Consider the following 18674-nt stretch of genomic DNA (forward strand, 5'->3'; position numbering starts at 1 on the left):
CTGGATCAGGCGAGCAGTTCGAGCGCCGCGCGGGACAGCACCTGGACGCCGTTGCCGATGCAGGCCTCGTCGGGCTGGTAGTGTGCGTTGTGCAGGCGGTCGTCACGGCCGGGGGCGCCGCTGCCGATGCGGAGGTGGAAGGACGGCGCGCGGGCGGCGAATTCGGAGAAATCCTCGGAGCCCATGGAGGGTTCGCCCTCCTCCGTCACGTCGCCGAACTGCGCGGCGACAGCGGCCAGCACCGGTCCCATCACCCGGTCGTCATTCACCAGTGGCGGCACCATGCGCTGGTAGTCCAGCGCGCACTCCACCCGCATCGCGACCTCCAGCCCCGCAGCGAGGCGGCGGATCGCCGATTCGGCGGTGGTGCGGGCGGCTTCGTGCAGGGTGCGGACGGTGCCCTTCAGGTGCACCCGTTCGGGGATGATGTTGTAGGTGGTGCCGCCGGTGAACTGGCCGATGGTGACGACGGCGGGGTGCAGCGGCCTGACCTCGCGGCTCACCACGGTCTGCACCTGCGCCACGAAGCTGCTGGCGGCGACGATCGGGTCGATGGCGGCGTAGGGGTGCGCCGCGTGGCCGGACTTGCCGCGCACGACCAGGTCAAAGCGGTCCGACGCCGCGAGGCAGGCGCCGCGGGCGAAGCCGAAGCGGCCGACCGGCAGGTCCGGCTGGTTGTGGAAGCCGAGCGCGAGGTCCACCCCATCCGCCGCGCCATCGGCGATCATGGCGGCCGCGCCCTGCAGCACTTCCTCGGCCGGCTGGAACACGAGCCGCACGCGACCGGCCAGCATCGGCGCCAGGTCCTTCAGCAGGGCTGCGACGCCGAGCAGCGTGGCGGTGTGGATGTCGTGGCCGCAGGCGTGCATCTTGCCGGCGACCTGGCTGGCGAAGTCGAGGCCGGTCTCCTCGTGGATCGGCAGCGCGTCCATGTCCGCGCGGATGGCCAGGGTGGGTCCGGGGCGGCCACCCTCGATGGTGCCGATGACGCCGGTGCCGCCGAGTCCCGTGCGGTGCGGGATGCCCAGGCGCGCGAGTTCGGCGGCGACAATACCGGCGGTGCGCGTCTCCTCGAAGGCGAGTTCCGGATGCGTGTGGATGTCCCGCCGGATCGCAACCAGCGCGGGCGTGATCCGGGCGGTTTCCTCACGGATTCGGCGCTCCGGATCATTGATGCGCATTTCGGGTTGCTCCACGCAATTTCATGGCGCCATGGTAGGTGAAGAAGAGGTCATTACAAGGCCACCGGCTTGCGACGGCGGGAAGCACCGTGGCATAGGCTTAACAAAGCTCATTGGTCCAAGAATTGGGGAGACCTTCATGTCCATGCGACTGACGCGACGGAGCCTGGTTGGCGCGACCGCCCTGGTGGCTGCGCCGGCCCTGCTCGCGCCGCGGCCGGCGCGGGCGCAGGGCTGGCCGAATGGCCCGATCCGGCTCGTGGTGCCCTTCGCGCCGGGCGGCAGCACGGACCTGTCGGCACGGCTGGTGGCGGATGGGTTGGCGCAGCGGCTTGGCGTTCCCGTGGTCGTGGAAAATCGGGCCGGAGCGGGGGCGACAACCGGTAGCCAGATGGTCGCCGATGCGCCGCCGGACGGCCAGACCCTGGTGATGAGCAACATCGCCAGCCACGCCATCAGCCCGACGCTGTACGGCAACCTGCGCTACGACCCGGTGCGGTCCTTCACGCACATCGCCATGGTCATCACCAACCCGTCGGTCTGGGTGGTGCATCCGCGAAGCGAGATCGCCAATCTGGCGGACCTGGTGCGGCTGGCGAAGACGCGGCAGGGCGGGCTCGACATGGCGTCCTCCGGCGCCGGGTCCTCCAACCACCTGCTGATGGTGCGGTTCTGCGAGCAGGCGGGCATCCCCTTCACCCATGTGCCGTTCCGCGGCGCCGGCCCGGCGATGACGGCGGTGATCGCGAACCAGGTGCCGATGATGTCGGACAGCCTGCCCTCCGCCGCTGGCCATATCCGCCAGGGCAGCGTGCGCGCCATCGCGATGAGCAGCGCGCAGCGCCACCCGGGCTTCCCGGGGGTGCCGACCTTCATCGAGCAGGGCTTCGACCTGTCCAGCACGTCCTGGTTCGCGCTTTCCGGCCCGGCCGGCATGGACCCGGGGGTGGTGCAGCGGCTGAACCGGGAGGTGAAGGCGGTGGTCGCGACGCCGGACAGCCAGCGGCGCTTCGCCGAGATGGGCGGCGCGCCCGGCGACATGACGCCGGAGGAGTTCACCGCCTTCGTGGCGGCGGAGGTCGCGCGCTGGGCGCCGGTGGTGCGCGCATCCGGCGCGACGGTCGGCTGATGGCCCGGGACGATGTGATTCGGCTGGTGTCCTGACCTTTCGCGGTTGGCGCGGCAGCCGGGCTTGTCTAGGGTCTGCCGGGTTAAGGCGGGTAAGGCGGGTGACGGACCTGCCGCCCGGAGGCAGGCACGGGTGACGCGGCGCTGGGGCCGCGCCACCCGATTGGCGTAACTGGATCGGGCCGCATGCGGCCGGCAGCAACTGAGGTGCGGATGAAGATCAACGCGAGAGACCTGACGGCGGGGCTGATGCTCCTGGCAATTGCCGCCGCGGGGTTGTGGTTGAACACGGACCACACGCTGGGCGACGCGCGCCGCATGGGCCCCGGCTACATGCCGTTGCTGGCCTTTGGCACGCTGTTCGGCCTTGGGGCCGTGGTCTCCATCATGGCGCTGTTCAGCGGCCCGGACCCTCTGGAGCGCTGGGCCTTCCGGGAACTCACCCTGATCCTGGTCGCGCTGTGCGTCTTCGGGCTGATCCTGGAAAAGGCCGGGCTGTTCCTGACGCTGGCCGTCACCATCGGCATCTCGACCCTGGCCGACCGGACGCACAAGCCGCTCGGCGTCCTCGGGCTGACCGTCTTCCTGATGGCGCTGTGCTGGTTCGTGTTCATCTACGAACTCGACATCCGGATCAGCGTCTGGCCAACCGTGTTCGGGTACTGAGGGACAGATATCGATGGAAACCCTCTTCACGAACCTGGCCCTCGGGTTCAGCGTTGCCTTCAGCTTCGAGAACCTGGCCTTTGCGCTGCTCGGGGCCTTCATCGGCACCGCGATCGGCGTGCTGCCGGGCATCGGGCCGGTCGCCACCATCTCCCTGCTGCTGCCGATCACCTTCGGCATGTCGCCGACCACCGCCATCATCATGCTCGCCGGCATCTACTACGGCGCGCAGTATGGTGGCTCGACCACGGCCATCCTGCTGAATCTGCCAGGCGAGGTCAGTTCGGTCGTCACCGTCATCGAAGGCTACAAGATGGCGCGGAACGGGCGGGCGGGGGCGGCGCTGGCCACCGCGGCGCTCGGCAGCTTCTTCGCCGGGTCCGTGGCCACCGTCGTCGTCGCGGCCTCCGGCCCGCTGCTCACCTCCGTCGCGCTGTCCTTCGGACCGGCCGACTACTTCTCCCTGATGTTCCTCGGCCTGATTATCTCCGCCGTGCTGGCGCAGGGCTCGGTGATCAAGGGCGTCGCCATGGTGGCGCTGGGCGTCAGCCTCGGCATGGTCGGCACCGACGTGCAGACCGGCCAGCAGCGCTTCACCTTCGGCATTCCGGAACTGTCGGATGGCGTCGGCTTCGTCGCCATCGCCATGGGCATGTTCGGCATTGCCGAGATCGTGCTGAACCTGGAGCGTCCGGAATCGCGCAACGTGCTGACCCACAAGGTCGGCAGCCTGTTCCTGACGCGCGAGGAATTCCGCCGCGCCGTCCCCTCCGTACTGCGCGGCACGGTGCTCGGCACGGTGCTGGGCATCCTGCCGGGTGGTGGCGCCTCTCTGTCCTCCTTCGGCTCCTACATGCTGGAGCGGAAGGTCTCGAAGAACCGGCACCTGTTCGGCACCGGCGCGATCGAGGGCGTTGCGGGGCCGGAGGCGGCGAACAATGCCGCGGCGCAGTCCAGCTTCATCCCGCTGCTGACGCTGGGCATCCCGGCCAACGCCGTGATGGCGCTGATGGTCGGCGCGCTGATCATCCAGGGCATCCAGCCTGGCCCGCGCATGGTGGAAGCGCAGCCGGACCTGTTCTGGGGCCTGATCTGCTCCATGTGGGTCGGCAACCTGATGCTGCTGGTCATCAACCTGCCGATGATCGGCATGTGGGTGAAGCTGCTGGAAGTGCCGTATCGCCACCTGTACCCGGCGATCATGATCTTCTGCGCGATCGGCATCTATTCCATCAACAACAACGTCTTCGACGTCTACCTGATGGTGCTGTTCGGGCTGTTCGGCTACCTCTGCTCCAAGCTCAAGCTCGAAGGCGCGCCGCTGCTGATCGGCTTCGTGCTCGGGCCAATGATGGAAGAACACCTGCGCCGCGCCATGCTGCTGTCGCGCGGCGACGTGATGGTGTTCATCGAGCGGCCGATCTCCGCCACCATGCTCGGCATCGCCGCCCTCGCGATCCTGGCCATGGCGTTGCCAAGCCTGCGCTCCGGCAAGGAAAAGGCGATGGCCGAGGGCGGCTGAGGCTTTTTCTGAGCGCCACGAAACGGGGGCCGTCCTGCGAGGGACGGCCCCTTCTTCATTCCAGGAGAACTCGACATGGACCTGCAACTGGCCGGTAAGGTCGCGCTGGTGACCGGCGCCTCCGCCGGGCTCGGCCGCAGCATCGCGCGCCTGCTGGCGGAGGAAGGCTGCCGCCTGGCGCTGCTCGCCCGCCGCATGAACCGGTTGGAGGATTTCGCGGCCACCCTGCCCGCCAGCGCGGAGCCGCTGCTGCTGGCGGAGGACGTGACCGACCCCGGCGCCGCCGCCCGCAGCCGCGATGCCGTGCTGGCCCGATTCGGGCGCTGCGATATCCTGGTGAACAATGCCGGCGGCAGCCGTCCGCAGACCGACCTGGGGCCCGATGACGTCTGGCAGGAGTCGATGGAGATCAACTTCCACGCCGGCCGCCGCATGGCGCATGCGCTGATCCCTTCCATGCAGGCGGCCGGGTACGGCCGCATCGTCAACATCACCGGCAGTGACGAGCCGCACATCATCAACGCGGCCAACGCGCCCAACGGCGCCGTGCATATCTGGGCCAAGGCGCTGTCCCGGCAGCTGGGCCGGGACGGCATCACGGTGAACTGCGTGCCGCCCGGCCGCCTGCGATCCGAGCAGATCGATGCCCGCATCCTGCCGACGGAGGAGGCGCGGCGTGACTGGGCGGCGCGGGAGGTGCCGGTGGGCTTCATCGGCGAGCCCGATGACCTCGGCGTGCTGGTGGTGTTCCTATGCTCCCCGCGGGCGCGCTACATCACCGGGCAGGTCGTGCATGTGGATGGCGGCACGCATCGCTTCAGCCACTGACCCGCGTAACGGGCAAGCCTGGGGAACCCATCAGGGTCTAGGCTGCCGGCGGATCCGGATGACCCGCCATGACCGATGCCAAGCCGACCCATCTGCGCCGCACCATCGCCCGCGCGAAGCGGCGCCGCGCCAATGCGGCCCTGCCGCGTGCGGCCACCCTGCCCGACCGCCTGGCCGATGCGGTCGCGGCGCGGGTCGGGTCGTGGCGCTTCATCCTGGTGCAGTCAGGGCTGCTGGTCGCCTGGATCACGGCCAATGCGCTGGTCGGCCCGGGCGGCTGGGACCCCTACCCCTTCATCCTGCTCAACCTCGTCCTGTCCTTCCAGGCCGCCTACACGGCGCCCATCATCATGATGAGCCAGAACCGGCAGAATGGGCTCGATCGTGACCGATCTGTCGCCGACTACCAGGTGAACCTTCGCGCCGAGGCCGAAATCACGCTGCTGCACGAAAAAATCGACCTGCTGCGGGAGCAGCAATTGACGGAGATCACTGACCTGCTGCGCCGGGCACTGGATCGTATCGAGGCGTTGGAGGCTGCACGGGGGACATCGTCATGACCTGGTTGGTGCGGGGCCTGCTGCTGGCCGCCGGTGCGATCGCCGCGTTGTTCGTGGCGCGGGATGCGCCGAACTTCGCAGTGGTGGAGGGCATGGTGGCAGTGGTGCTGGTCGCCGGGATCGTACTGGCGGTGGCGCTGACCCGGCGGAAATAGGCGCGCTTTCCGCCGGTACGCTGGCGGCCATCGCGGGAACGGGCTTGCCTCCGCCCCGGCTTGCCCGGATACGCTGGACCCATGGAAATCGTGCAGGCCGTGCTGGCCCTGATCGCGGCCTGCATCGGCTTCGCGCTGATCGCCCGCCGGCTGAACCTGCCCTACGCCATCATCCTGGTGCTGGGCGGCATGGTGCTGGCCTTCATCCCCGGCCTGCCAAGCGTGACGCTGGACCCGCAGATCGCGCTGGCCTTCTTCCTGCCGCCGTTGTTGCAGGGCAGTGCCTGGCGAACGGATTGGCGGGCCTTCCGGACCAACCTGCGGCCGATTCTGCTGCTCGCCATCGGTGCCGTGCTGTTCAGCGCGGCCTGCGTCGCAGTGGTGGCGAAGCTGCTGATCCCGGACCTGCCCTGGGCGGCGGCGGTGGCGCTGGGGGCCATCGTGGCGCCGCCGGATGCGGTGGCGGCGGCGGCCGTGCTCAGCCGGCTGCCGATGCCGCGCCGCCTGGTGACGGTGCTGGAGGGCGAGAGCCTGGTGAACGACGCGACGGCCCTGGTGCTGTATCGGTTCGCCATCGCGGCCGTCGCCGTGGGCGGCATCTCGTTCGGGGAAGCCGCCGGAAGCTTCGTGCTGGTCGCCATCGGCGGCATGGTGGTCGGCTGGTTGTTCGGCTGGCTGGCGGACCATGCCTTCCGGCGGCTGCGCGATCCGCTGCTGGAGATCTCCGCCAGCTTCGTGGCCTGCTTCGGCAGCTTCCTGGCGGCCGACGCCATCGGGCTCTCGGGCGTGATCGCCGTGGTCACCACCGGGCTGATGCTGGGGCAGTTGCAGCACCGCTCGCTGAGCCCGGCCAGCCGGTTGAGCGCGCAGGCCGTGTGGGCCTTCGTGGAATTCGTGCTGACCAGCCTGATCTTCATCCTGGCCGGGCTGCAACTGCGCGCCATCCTGGAGCGGCTCGGGGAGCGTGGCGTGCTGGAACTGGCGGTGCTGGCGGTGGCGGTCTCGGTCGCGCTGATCGGAAGCCGGTTCCTGTGGGTGTTTCCGACCGCGCTGGTTCCGGGGGCGCTGCCGGGTCCGGATGGCAGGCGGGCGCCGGTCTCGCACATGGTTGTGGTGTCCTGGTGCGGGATGCGCGGCGTGGTCTCGCTGGCTGCGGCGCTGGCGCTGCCGCTGGATTTCCCGGAACGCGACCTGATGGTGTTCCTCGCCTTCTGCGCCATCCTGGCGACGCTGGTGTTGCAGGGCACCACGCTTGAATGGGTGATCCGCCGGCTTGGGGTGGCGGAGAAGCGCGTCGCGGGAATGCCGCCGACGGAGGCGCAGGCCCGGCGCCATGTCGCCCGCGCCAGTCTGGCCGAGGTGGAGCAGCGGGCGGAGGACATCCTGGAAGGTGCCGTGGCGCGCGACCTGCTGGCCGAGTACCGGGAGAAGGCGCGGGTGTTTCACGGCGTCGCCGATGGCGGCGGGCATGCGGAGTTGGAGGCGCGGATGCGCATCCGCCTGGCGGCCCTGCGGGCCGGCCGCGCCGCGCTGCTGGACCAGCACCGCGATGGCGCCTTCAATGACATGATGCTGACCAGCCTGGAGCAGGAAATGGACCTGGAGGAACTGCGCATCCTGCGCCTGCTCGGTGCGACCCCCGCCGCATGAGTGACGCCCTGGCCGAACAGTTGGAGGCGGCGCGGCGCGGGCTGCTGGACCTGTCCACCCGCAACCGCCTGCTGGCGCTGCCGCAGCCCGGGCGGTCCCGCGGCGTGGTGCGGCTGGATGACGAGGATGCCGGCTTCGTCCTGTCCGCGCTGCTGGACGGCCGCGGCTTCGGCTTCGAGGCGGCCCATGACGCGCCGGAAGCGGCCCCACGCCGTGGCCGCAGGACGGTGCGGGCGGAGGGTGTCGCCACGGCGGATGCGGATCAGAGCCGCGAGGATGCGCGCCGCGACAACCGCCTGCGCGTGCGCCTGCCGCGGGAGGACCTGGCGCGGCGCCTGCGCGACCTGATGCAGGATGCGCGCACGGCGCGGGAGGAAACCGGCATCGCCACGCTGTCGCTCGCCATCGGCGGGCTGCTGTGGCGCGACCCGGCGACGCCGGAGACCGAGCGTCTGGCACCGCTGGCGCTGCTGCCGGTGGCGCTGGAACGCCAGGGCGTCTCGCAGAACTTTCGGCTGAAGGGCAATGGGGCGGAGCTGGAGGAGAACCTGTCGCTCCGCCAGAAGCTGCTGGCCGAGTTTCGCGTCGAGCTGCCGCCATTCCCGGAGGAGGAGTTCGACCTCGCCGCATGGACGGCCGCGGTGAAAGCCGCGATCGGGGCCCGCGAAGGCTGGGACGTGGTCTCCGATTCACTCGCGGTCGGGCTGTTCTCCTTCCAAAAGTTCCTGATGTGGCGGGACCTGGACCCGGCGGCGAACCCCGGTCTGCTCACCCAGCCGGTGATCCGCGCGCTGGTGGGCGGCGAACAGCTGGAGACCACGGCGCCCTTCGGCGACGACGCGGATGTGGATGCTGAGATCCCGGTCGAGCGGCTCGACCATGTGATGGAAATGGATGGCAGCCAGTCGCTCGCCGCCGAGGCGGTCCGGCGGGGCGGGCATGTGGTGATCCAGGGGCCACCGGGCACCGGGAAAAGCCAGAGCATCGCCACCATCATCGCCCAGGCCGTGCTCGACGGCCGCACCGTACTGTTCGTGGCGGAGAAGCTGGCGGCGCTGGAGGTGGTGGAACGGCGTCTCGCCCAGGTCGGGCTGGGGCCGGCCTGCCTGGAGCTGCATTCGGAAAAGCAGTCGAAGCGCGCGGTGCTGGACGAGCTGCGCGCCACCCTCGCCCGGCCGCCGGTGGCGATGCCGGACCGGGCTCCGGTGGTGCGGCGACTCGGCGCGCTGCGCGGGCGGCTGAACCAGCATGCCCGCGCCATGGGGGCCGCGGTGGGCGAGAGCGACCGCGCCCTGCACGCGGTGGTGGGTGGGCTGGCGGCGCGGCGGGTGGCCGGCGTGCCGGTGCCGGATTTCGCGTTGGCCGCTGCCGAGTGGGATGCGGCGCGGATCGCCGCGGCGCGGGCGGCGGTGGCGGAACTGGCCGCGACGGCGGGCGGGGCGCGCAGCATCTGGCGCGGAGTCGGCGAGATCCAGCCAATGGCGCAGGAGCGGCTGATGGCGCGGCTGCCGGCGTTGATCCGGGCGCTGTCCGCCGGCGCCGCGGCGCTGGCCTCGGCGGGGTCACCGGGACGGCAGGAAGCGGGGCGCCTGCTGGCCCTGTCACGCGCCGTGGCCGCCGCGCCGGCGCATGACCGGGCGGCGATGGCGCATCCGGCTTGGGCAGCCGACCCGGGCCCACTGGCCCGCGCCGCGGCGGCCACGGCTCTGGTCGCCGCGGCCAGCCGCGACCCGCGCCTGAAGCCGGGTGCCCTGCGCGTGGGCGGGCTGGCGGAGGCGCGGGCGACGCTCGCGGCTGGCGGCGGTTTCTTCAGCTTCCTGTCCACGGCGCAGCGCAATGCAAAAGCGCTGGCAGCGCAGGTTGTGGCGGAAGGAGCGCCGGTGCTGCCGGCGCTGGAGGCGGCTCTGGCCGCGCAGGACGCCGCGCGCAGCCTGGAGGATGCCACGCTGCGCGCGGCCTTCGGCACGCTGTGGGGCGATGCGCCGGCCATGGCGGCGCTGGTCGACTGGCGGGCGCAGCATGGCGCGGCGGCCGCGGCGGCGCTGGCGGGTGGGATGGCCGTTCTGGATGCCGCGCCGGTCGAGGCGGCGATCGCGGCGCAGGACGAACTGGCGGAGGCGACTGGCTTCGACGTAACCGCCGCTTTCGGCGTGGCGGACCCGCCGCTGGCCGAGGTCACGGCGCGGCTCGGCGACTGGGCGGCGGAGCCGGAGGCCCTGCCCGCCTGGCTCGCCTGGCGTCGCGCGCGGGAGGCGGCCGGAGACGCGCTGGCGCCGCTGGCGGAGCGACTGGCGGATGGGCGGCTGGCGCCCGAGGCAGCCGCGGAAAGCTTCGCGGATGCGCTGGACGAAGCGCTGCTGAAGGCGGCGATGCGGGCGCGGCCGGAACTCGCCGCCTTCGACGGCGCCGGCTTCGACCGGCTACTGGCGGATTTCGCCGAGGCCGATGCGGCGCGGATCGAACTTGCGCGGGCGGAGGCGGCCGCGACGCATGCGGCGGCGCTGGCGCGGGTGCGCGAGATGCAGGGCTTTCGTCTACTGCTCGGCGAATTCGAAAAACGTCGCGGCCACTTGCCGGTGCGGGAATTGCTGCTGCGGGCGGGCGGCGCGGTGCAGGCGGCGAAGCCGGTGTTCCTGATGTCGCCGCTGTCCGTCGCGCAGTTCCTGGCGCCGCCGCATGGGCTCCGGCCAGGGCTCAGCTTCGACCTGCTGGTGATGGACGAGGCCTCGCAGATCGAGCCGGTGGATGCGCTGGGCGCCATCGCACGCTGCCGGCAGGTGGTGGTGGTCGGCGATGACCGGCAGATGCCGCCGACTCGCTTCTTCCAGCGCATGACCTCGGAGGACGAGGCGCCGGACCAGGAGGAGTTCTCCGATAACGTGGAGGCGCGGGAGGTCGAGAGCATCCTCGGCCTGGCCAACGCGCGCGGCGTGCCCAACGTCATGCTGCGCTGGCACTACCGCAGCCGGCACGAGAGCCTGATCGCCACCAGCAACGCGCAGTTCTATGGCGGGCGGCTGATGGTCCTGCCCTCCCCGCGCGGCCGCTCGCCGGCACTCGGCCTGTCCCTGGTCCGGGTGGATGGGCAGTGGGAGGCCGGCGCCGGAGTCAACCGTGCCGAGGCCCAGGCGGTGGCGGAGGCGGTGCTGCGCCATGCGAAGGAGACGCCGGGGGAAACGCTCGGCGTCGCCGCCTTCTCGCTGCGGCAGCGCGACGCGATCCTGGACGCGGTGGAGAAGCTGCGGCGCGAGGATGACACGGCGGAGGCCTTCTTCACCGCGCATCCGCAGGAGCCGTTCTTCGTCAAGAACCTGGAGAACGTGCAGGGCGACGAGCGCGACGCGATGTTCGTCAGCGTCGGCTACGCCAAGGGCGCCGATGGCAAGGTCGCGATGCGCTTCGGGCCGCTGTCGCTGGAGGGCGGCGAGCGGCGGCTGAACGTGCTGATCACCCGCGCCAAGACGCGCTGCGTGGTGTTCTCCGGCCTGGGCGCGGAGGATATCGACCTGGAAAGGGCCCGCGGCCCCGGCGTCGCCGCGCTGAAGACTTTTCTCCAATTTGCCGCTGGCGGGGACCATCGGCGGGCCACCGGCGGGGCGGCGGAGGCGCCGCTGGCGCGGCTCATCGCCGGAGAGATTGCGGCCGCGGGGCTGGAGCCGGTGGCGCGGGTCGGCAGCGCCGGCGTGTTCCTCGATGTCGCGGCGCGCCAGGAGGGAAACTTCCTGCTCGGCGTGGAAGCGGATGCGGCGGAATGGGCGGCAATGCGCGCGGCGCGGGACCGCGACCGCGGACGGGGCGCGGCGCTCGGCCGGATGGGCTGGCGGCTGCACCGCGCCTGGAGCCTCGCCTGGCTGCAACGGCCGGAGGCGGAGCGGGCGCGGCTGCGTGCGGCACTCGGGCTGGCGCCGCCGGTGGCGGAGGCCGCGCTGGCCGGGGCCGATCCGGGTCTCGCGGTGCCCTATGTGGAGGCTGCGCCGGTGGTGGACCGGACGGTGCCGATTCCCGACACGCCCTTCGCCGGCCTGGCGGACACGCTGGCCGAGGTGATCCGCGTCGAACAGCCGGTGCATGGCGAGGCGGTGCTGGAACGGGCGCGGCTGCTGTGGGGGGTCGACAGCCTGGGTGCTGCGGAACGCGCGGCCCTGCAACAGGCGCTACGGCTGGCGACACAGTTGCAGGGCGTCAGCGAGGCCGCCGGTTTCTGGACCGCGGAGGACGCCGGACCGGTCGCGCCACGCGACCGTCGCGCCGTGGCGCCGCATCTGCGCCGCGCAGCGCTGCTGCCGCCCGCGGAGATCGCCGCGGCGGCGCAGGCGCTGCTGGAGGCTTTGCCCGGCTCGACGGAGGCGGAGCTGGTGGCGGGCGTGGTGCGGCTGCTCGGGCTGGAGCCGGCGGCGGCACCCGGCGTTGGGGCGCGCATCGCGGCGCTGGTCGGCGCCGGCACCATCCGGCCGGCAGGCTGACCCTCAGCCGCGGATCAGCACCACAGCCTCGATCTCCACCGCGATGCCGCGCGGCAGGCTGCCCATGCCGACGGCCGAACGGGCCGGGCGGCCGGCATCGCCGAACACCTCCACGAACAGGTCGGTGCAGCCGTTGATGACCTCCGGCTGCTCGCCGAAGTCGAGGCCGGCGCGCACCATGCCAAGGACCTTCAGGATGGTGTCGACGCGGTCCAGCGTGCCGAGCGCGGTGCGCATGTTGGCCAGCAGGTTCATCCCGCAGAGGCGCGCTGCGTCGTAGCCCTGCGCCACCGTCAGGTCGCCGCCGAGCACGCCGGTGACGGAGCTGCCATCGGCGCGCCGCGGCCCGACGCCGGACAGGAACAGAAGCCCGCCGCCGATGCGCCACGGGACGTAGTTGGCGAGTGGCGCGGGCGCGCTGGGCAGGGTCAGCCCGAGTTCCGTAAGTCGGCGTTCAGCGGACATGCGCGTGATCTCCCTCGGCGTCAGGCGGCGGCCCAGCCATGCTGCGCGAGGATGGCATGGCTGGCGCGGATGTCACCATCCGGGTCGGCACCGGGCTTTGTCGCATCCGTGATGATCTCGAGCACCGTCAAGCCGGCATAGCCGATCTCGCGCAGCGCGGCGCCAGCGGGGCCAGGCTGGACGATGCCGGTGCCGAGGCGGTTGTGCTTGAAGACCTCGTACCCGCTGTCGGAGATGTGGACGTTCTTCAGGCGGCTGCCCATCATGCGGATGGCGGCGGGCACGTCTTCCCTGATGTAGGCGCTGTTGCAGACGTCGAAGTTCAGCCCGACCTCCGGCCCGATTTCCTGCGCCACCTCCAGCATGTCCTGCGCGGTTGGCAAGAAGGTGAAGGGCACGTTCTCCAGGATGATCTCGACGCCGGAGCCCTTCGCGAAATCCACCAGCTCCCGCATGCCCTCGATGAACCAGGCGCGCATCCAGTCGACCGGCGGATCGATCAGTGAATTCACCGGTCCAGGGATGGCGCAGACATAGGGGCAGCCCCAGTCGGCCGAGAGGTCGATCGCCTCGCGGTACCGGTCCAGCGTGTAGCGGCGCATCTTGGCATCGGTGCTGTTCGGATTGTTGTCGAGCAGCGGGTAGCAGAAGGAGGTGATGGCGCAGCCGGTGTCGCCGAGCCAGGCCTTGTATTCGCGGCGCTTCGCAGGCGTGAGTTCCGACGGCCAGCAATGCGGCGGGAAGATCATCATCTCGAAGGCCTTGTGGCCCTGCGCGTGCAGGTGGCGCAGCGCGCCGAGACCATCATGCGAGTAAAGGTAGGGGAAGGTGGAGACGGCGACGGGCAGGTCGGCCATTGCGGGATTCTCCTACAACGTGTGTTCGAGGCGGGTGTTGACGACGAGCTCGGCGATGGTCGCGGTGTCCGGCAGCCGCAACAGCAGCGCCACGATTTCAGCGACCGTCGCCGGCGACAGCCGTGTGGAGGAAACGCCCGGCAGACCCGCCAGCAGTTCCGTGTCGATGGCGCCGGGACAAAGCGCGGTGACGCGCACGCCTTCCTCCCAACCCGCGAACTTGGCCGCCTGGCTGAGCGCAACCAGCGCGTGCTTCGTCATGGCGTAGCCGATGGAGACCGAGGGGTCGCGGATGCGCTTGCCGTCGGTGGAGGCGATATTGACGACGCGGCCATGCCCGGCCGCGCGCAGATGCGGCAGGGCGCGGCGCGTGGCGCGGAACGGCGCCTTCACGTTGACGGTCCAGAGCTCGTCCAGCTCCGCCTCCCCGCCATCGTCCCAGGTTACGCGGCGCAGGATACCGGCGTTGTTGATGAGGGCATCGAGGCGGCCATGGTGCGCCACCACGGCATCGATCCAGGCCTCTGCCGTGGCGGGTTCGGCGGCGTCGTAGCGATGGTAGCTGATGCGATCCTCGCCCAGCTTGCGGCGCGTCGCGGTCGGATCACGCAGGCCGAGCGCCAGCGTGTAGCCCTCCGCGTGCAATCGCTCCGCGATGGCGGCGCCGAGGCCGCGCGAGGCACCGGAGAGTGCGACAACGCGGCCTTCCGGGCGCAGCAGTTCCGCATCGCGCATGGTCAGAACAGGCCCTGGTAGACGCCGCCATCGTTGACCAGGTTCTGCGCCGTCATGAAGCCGGCCTGCGCGCTGCACAGGAAGGCGACCAGGTCGCCGTTTTCAGACGGGTCGGCGAAGCGGCCGGCGGGGCAGCTGCCAATGCGATCGGCGACCATTGCCTCGTAGGTCGTGCCGCGACGGGCGGCGTGGCCGTGCAGGTTGGTGCGCAGCGCATCCGTGTCGAACAGGCCGGGACAGACGGTGTTGATGGTGACGTTGTGCGGAATCAGCTCTCGCGCAATGGAGCCGATAGCGCCGGACAAGGCGACGCGCGCCGCGTGCGAATGCGCGAAGCCGATCTGCGGGAACTTGATGAAGCTGACGGAGATGCTGACGACGCGACCGAATTTGCGGTCGGCCATGCCGGGTGTGACGCGCGCGATCAGGTCCATCGAGGAATGGAAGTGCACGTCCCACCAGTACAGCCACTCGGCCCGGTCCCATTCCCGGAAGTTGCCGGGCACCTGGCGGACGCCGGGGTTGCACACCAGGATGTCCGGTGCCGGGCAGGCCGCGAGGATGGCGTCGCGACCCTCCGCCGCATTGACATCCGCCGCCACGGTCTGCACCGCGACGCCGGTCTCGCGGCGCAGCTTCTCGGCGGTCGCCTCCAGCGCCTCCGCCCCGCGTGCGACGATGGTGAGATTCACACCTTCCTTCGCCAGGGATCGTGCGCAGCCCTCGCCCAGGCCACGGCTGCCGCCGCAGACGATGGCGTGGCGCCCCCTGATGCCGAGATCCATCTACAACAGCCCCAGTTCGACAAGGCCACTGCGCAGCCCGTCCAGTGGCGCCCCGGACAGCGAGCGCAGCGGTGGGCGTGGCACGCCGCCACCCGCGAAGCCGAGCATGTCCATCGCCGCCTTGGTCGCGGGATACAACGTGCGGCCGCCGGAGGTGAACAGATCAGTCATGCGGCGTCCGGTTTCCTGGAGAGCGGCCGCTTCTGGCTTGCCGTCGCGGGCGGCGTAGAACAGGTCGAGGCAGCCGGTCCAGACATTCGGGAAGCAGTCGACCGTGCCATCGGCACCCAGGGCCACCGCCGGCACGCCGAAGACGGAAGACGGGCCGCAGAACACGCGCAGCCGGTCCTTCACGGCCAGCATGGTGCCGTAGAAGTTGTTCCAGTCGCCGGAGGATTCCTTGATGGCGACGACCTTCTCCAGATCAGCGAGGCGGTCGGCCAGCGCGGGGCTGATGGCGTTCACCGCGTTGCCGGGGATGTTGTAGACCGCCATCGGCAAGTCGATCGCGTCCGATACGGCCTTGTAGTGCGCGAAGATCTCGTCATCCGACAGCATCACGAAATAGGGCGGCAGCACCAGCACCCCATCCGCTCCAACCTCCTTCGCGTGCCGCGCCAACGCGATCGTATCGGCCTCACCGATGCAGCCGGTGCCGACGATGACGGTGCCGCGGCCGGCGGTGGCGACAACGGCTTCAGCGTAGAGGGATCTCCGCTCCTCGAGGCTCAGCGCCCAGAACTCCCCGGTACAGCCGACCGCGACGATGCCGGTGGCGCCGGCATCCAGCATGCGGCTGACATTGGCGCGGAAGCCGGCGCTGTCGATACGGCCATCGGCGTGGAAGGGCGTGGTGAGGGCGGGCATAGGGCCCGACCAGTCGACGTCGTCGCGGTTCACGGGGTGACTTCCTCTCGCGCATCGAGGCGCAGCGTGGTGGTGGCATCGAACAGGTGGAGGCGGTCCGGGCGCAGGTCGAAGGGCACGACCTCACCGGCACGCAATCCGGATTCGGCTGGTGCACGGGCGGTGAGTGGGGAGCCGCCGGCATCTAGCATGACGATGGTCTCGTGCCCCGTGGGTTCCACCACGCGCACGGTGGCCCGGTGCGGGCCCTGGCCCAGCAGCACATCCTCCGGACGCACGCCGAGAGCGACCTTCGTCGGGGTTCCGGCAGGCCGGAAGGGTATCGTCATGGCGGGATGGCGGAAGTGGCCATCGGCGAAATCGCCATGCAGGATGTTCATCGGCGGCGTGCCGATGAAGCCGGCTACAAAAAGGTTGGCGGGGCGGTCGTAGACTTCCCGCGGTGGCGCGAACTGCCGCAGCTCGCCACCCTCCATCACCGCGATGCGGTCCGACATCGTCATCGCCTCGAGCTGGTCATGGGTGACATAGACGAAGGTACGGCCGAGCGAGCGGTGCAGCTCGATCAACTCGGCGCGCATATGCGCGCGCAGCTTGGCGTCGAGGTTCGACAGCGGCTCGTCCAGCAGAAAGACCTTGGGGCTGCGGACCAGGGCGCGGCCAAGGGCGACGCGCTGCTGCTGGCCACCGGAAAGCTGGCGCGGCTTGCGCGACAGCAGCGCCTCCAACTTCAGCATTTCCGCGATACGCCGCACCTGCGCCTCACGCTCGGCCCGCGCCAGGCCCTGCTTCTTCAGCGGGTAGGCGATGTTCTCGCCAACCGTCATGTGCGGGTACAGCGCGTAGGATTGGAACACCATGGCTACGTCGCGCTTGCCTGGCGCGATGTCGTTCACCACGCGGCCGGCGATGCTGATGGTGCCGCTGGTAGGGAATTCCAGGCCCGCCAGCATCCGCAGGCTGGTGGTCTTACCGCAGCCGGAGGGGCCGAGGAGCGAGACGAATTCGCCGGCGCGAATCGCCAGATCTAGCTCGCGCACCGCAACGGCGCCGCCGAAGGATTTGTGGATGCGTGTGAAGGTGACCTCCGCCGCGCTCACCCCTTGACGCCTCCGGCGCCGAAGCCGCGCGTCAGGTAGCTTTGCAGGAAGGCGAAGATGATGATGAGCGGCAGGCTCATCATGACGGAAGCCGCCATCAGAAGGGACCATTCGATGTTGAAGGCGCTGACCAGCATGCTCATCACGCCGGTCGTCAGCGGTCGCGCCTCGTCCGTGTTCACCAGCACCAGCGCATAGAGGTACTCGTTCCAGGACAGGATGAAGGTGAAGAGACAGGTGGAGATGATGCCGGGCAGCGCCTGTGGCAGGATGACGTCCACGAACGCCTCCATCCGCGTGGCCCCATCGACCAGGGCCGCGGCCTCCAGATCATCGGGAATGCCCTGCATGAAACTGCGCAGCAGCCACAGCGCATAGGGCAACGCGAAGCTGGTATAGGCGATGACCAGGCTGAGCAGCGAATTGGCGACGCCGAGCCAGACCATCATCAGGTACAGCGGCAGGATCAGCACGACGGAGGGCAGCAGATAGGTGAACAGCACCAGTTGCGCCAGGCGGTCGCGGCCCGGATACCGGAAGCGTACCAGGCTGTGCGCGCCCAGCGTCGCCACCAGCACGACGAGGATGGTGGTGGAGACCGACAGCACCAGGGAGTTGCGCATGAAGGTGAGAAACGGCGTTTCCCACAGCAGGCGCGTGTAGTGCTCGAAGGTGATCTGTTCCGGCCAGAAGGTCGGCGGCATGCGGAACAGCTCGAACTGTGGCTTCACCGAGGTGATCAGCATCCACAGTAGCGGGAAGGCCGTGACCAGCACGATGGTCCAGGCCATCAGGTTGAACAGGATGCGCTTCATCTCTCGGCCTTCGCGCGGCGCAGGTACAGCACCATGAAGACCAGCATCACCAGCATCATCGCAACGGCGACGGCGGTGGCGCGGCCCATGGCGTCCATGCCGAAGGCTTCCTTGTAGACCATCAGCGGCAACGTCTGCGTGGCGATCAGCGGCCCGCCTCCGGTCATCAGGAAGATCAGGTCGAATTCCTTGAAATCCCAGATGGCGCGCAGCAGCACCACAACCAGCAGCACGTCCTTCAACTGCGGCAGCGTCACGTCCCAGAAGCGGCTCCAGGCGCCGGCGCCGTCGATGGTCGCGGCCTCGTAGAGTTGGTCGGGGATGGTCTGCAACCGCGCCAGCACGGCGATGACGACGAAGGGAAAGTATTTCCAGGCCCCGACCAGCACGATGCTGACCATCGCATTCGGCATGGAACCCAGCCAGTCCAGCGGCATGTCGAGGATGCCGGCCCACATCATCATGTGGTTCAGAATGCCGTACAGGTCATTGAACAGCCAACGCCAGACAAGTACCGCGACGACAGTCGAGACGAAGTACGGGAACAGGATCAGGCTGCGGGCCAGTGCGCGGAAGACGATGGCCTGGTGCAGCATCAGCGCGGCGGCGATGCCGAACACCACCTGCAAAGTCAGCGTGCACACGGTCCAGACCAGCGTGTTGAACAGCGAGCGCCAGAACTCCTGGCCCGCGAACAGCTCCGCGTAGTTCTGCAGGCCGACGAAGTTGCCGCGCAGGGTCGGCGTGTAGATGTTGAACAGGCTGAGATAGATGGCCGAGACCAGCGGATAGACGATGACGGCACAGAAGATCAGCACGCTGGGGGCGATGAGCATCACCCCCAGCCAGGCGTCGCGCCGATCGAGCGGATTCATACCAGCGGATTCATGGCGAGGT

Annotated in this window: 17 protein-coding genes; 8 read left to right on the forward strand and 9 right to left on the reverse strand. The window is 69.9% G+C overall.

The annotated features are described in order from the left end of the window. Positions 1-5: 5 nt before the first annotated feature. Positions 6-1181, reverse strand: coding sequence for a M20 metallopeptidase family protein (locus ACLF3G_RS04265; protein ID WP_430668079.1), 1176 nt, complete (start codon positions 1179-1181; stop codon positions 6-8). A 139-nt stretch (positions 1182-1320) separates the two neighbouring features. Between ACLF3G_RS04265 and ACLF3G_RS04270 the strand changes: the two genes are divergently transcribed. The 8 genes from ACLF3G_RS04270 (at position 1321) to ACLF3G_RS04305 (ending at position 12153) form a co-directional block, all read left to right on the forward strand. Then, entirely contained in the window at positions 1321-2310 is a 990-nt protein-coding gene (locus ACLF3G_RS04270) for a Bug family tripartite tricarboxylate transporter substrate binding protein (protein ID WP_430668080.1), read from the forward strand. A gap of 185 nt (positions 2311-2495) precedes the next feature. Next, complete coding sequence (locus tag ACLF3G_RS04275) at positions 2496-2975, forward strand: tripartite tricarboxylate transporter TctB family protein (protein WP_430668081.1); 480 nt, start codon at positions 2496-2498, stop codon at positions 2973-2975. A gap of 13 nt (positions 2976-2988) precedes the next feature. Next, complete coding sequence (locus ACLF3G_RS04280; protein ID WP_430668082.1) at positions 2989-4497, forward strand: tripartite tricarboxylate transporter permease; 1509 nt, start codon at positions 2989-2991, stop codon at positions 4495-4497. Positions 4498-4572: 75 nt separating this feature from the next. Next, positions 4573-5325: an SDR family NAD(P)-dependent oxidoreductase gene (locus tag ACLF3G_RS04285; protein ID WP_430668083.1), complete on the forward strand. Its 753-nt coding sequence runs from the start codon at positions 4573-4575 to the stop codon at positions 5323-5325. Positions 5326-5393: 68 nt separating this feature from the next. Further along, the gene (locus tag ACLF3G_RS04290; RefSeq protein ID WP_430668084.1) at positions 5394-5885 is read left to right on the forward strand and encodes a DUF1003 domain-containing protein; all 492 of its coding nucleotides are present in this window, start codon (positions 5394-5396) and stop codon (positions 5883-5885) included. Then, positions 5882-6040, forward strand: a complete 159-nt coding sequence (locus ACLF3G_RS04295; RefSeq protein WP_430668085.1) for a hypothetical protein — start codon at positions 5882-5884, stop codon at positions 6038-6040. Before ACLF3G_RS04290 ends, ACLF3G_RS04295 begins: the two co-directional genes overlap by 4 nt. A gap of 81 nt (positions 6041-6121) precedes the next feature. Next, positions 6122-7690 carry a Na+/H+ antiporter gene (locus ACLF3G_RS04300; RefSeq protein ID WP_430668086.1) on the forward strand — a complete coding sequence of 523 codons (1569 nt, stop codon included), beginning with the start codon at positions 6122-6124 and terminating at the stop codon, positions 7688-7690. Further along, complete coding sequence (locus ACLF3G_RS04305; protein WP_430668087.1) at positions 7687-12153, forward strand: DUF4011 domain-containing protein; 4467 nt, start codon at positions 7687-7689, stop codon at positions 12151-12153. The genes ACLF3G_RS04300 and ACLF3G_RS04305 overlap by 4 nt, the downstream gene beginning before the upstream one ends. 3 nt (positions 12154-12156) lie before the next feature. Here ACLF3G_RS04305 and ACLF3G_RS04310 read toward each other — a convergent pair whose 3' ends face one another. From ACLF3G_RS04310 to ACLF3G_RS04345, 8 genes are read right to left on the reverse strand one after another with little or no spacing between them, the layout of a single operon-like run. After that, the gene (locus tag ACLF3G_RS04310) at positions 12157-12618 is read right to left on the reverse strand and encodes a RidA family protein (protein WP_430668088.1); all 462 of its coding nucleotides are present in this window, start codon (positions 12616-12618) and stop codon (positions 12157-12159) included. Between the two features lie 20 nt (positions 12619-12638). Continuing rightward, positions 12639-13475, reverse strand: coding sequence for a sugar phosphate isomerase/epimerase family protein (locus tag ACLF3G_RS04315; protein WP_430668089.1), 837 nt, complete (start codon positions 13473-13475; stop codon positions 12639-12641). Between the two features lie 12 nt (positions 13476-13487). Beyond that, a complete protein-coding gene (locus tag ACLF3G_RS04320) occupies positions 13488-14210 on the reverse strand; it encodes an SDR family NAD(P)-dependent oxidoreductase (protein WP_430668090.1) in 723 nt (240 codons plus the stop codon). Between the two features lie 2 nt (positions 14211-14212). Further along, positions 14213-14995 (reverse strand): SDR family oxidoreductase, encoded by a 783-nt coding sequence (locus tag ACLF3G_RS04325; RefSeq protein WP_430668091.1) that lies wholly within the window; start codon positions 14993-14995, stop codon positions 14213-14215. Further along, complete coding sequence (locus tag ACLF3G_RS04330; RefSeq protein ID WP_430668092.1) at positions 14996-15895, reverse strand: dihydrodipicolinate synthase family protein; 900 nt, start codon at positions 15893-15895, stop codon at positions 14996-14998. After that, positions 15892-16962, reverse strand: a complete 1071-nt coding sequence (locus tag ACLF3G_RS04335; RefSeq protein WP_430668093.1) for an ABC transporter ATP-binding protein — start codon at positions 16960-16962, stop codon at positions 15892-15894. The genes ACLF3G_RS04330 and ACLF3G_RS04335 overlap by 4 nt, the downstream gene beginning before the upstream one ends. Next, on the reverse strand, positions 16959-17777 hold the full coding sequence (locus tag ACLF3G_RS04340) for a carbohydrate ABC transporter permease (protein ID WP_430668094.1): 819 nt from the start codon (positions 17775-17777) through the stop codon (positions 16959-16961). The genes ACLF3G_RS04335 and ACLF3G_RS04340 overlap by 4 nt, the downstream gene beginning before the upstream one ends. Continuing rightward, positions 17774-18652, reverse strand: a complete 879-nt coding sequence (locus tag ACLF3G_RS04345; protein WP_430668095.1) for a carbohydrate ABC transporter permease — start codon at positions 18650-18652, stop codon at positions 17774-17776. Before ACLF3G_RS04345 ends, ACLF3G_RS04340 begins: the two co-directional genes overlap by 4 nt. Positions 18653-18674: the final 22 nt, after the last annotated feature.

This window comes from Falsiroseomonas sp. HC035, assembly GCF_050563525.1.
Lineage (GTDB): Bacteria > Pseudomonadota > Alphaproteobacteria > Acetobacterales > Acetobacteraceae > Falsiroseomonas.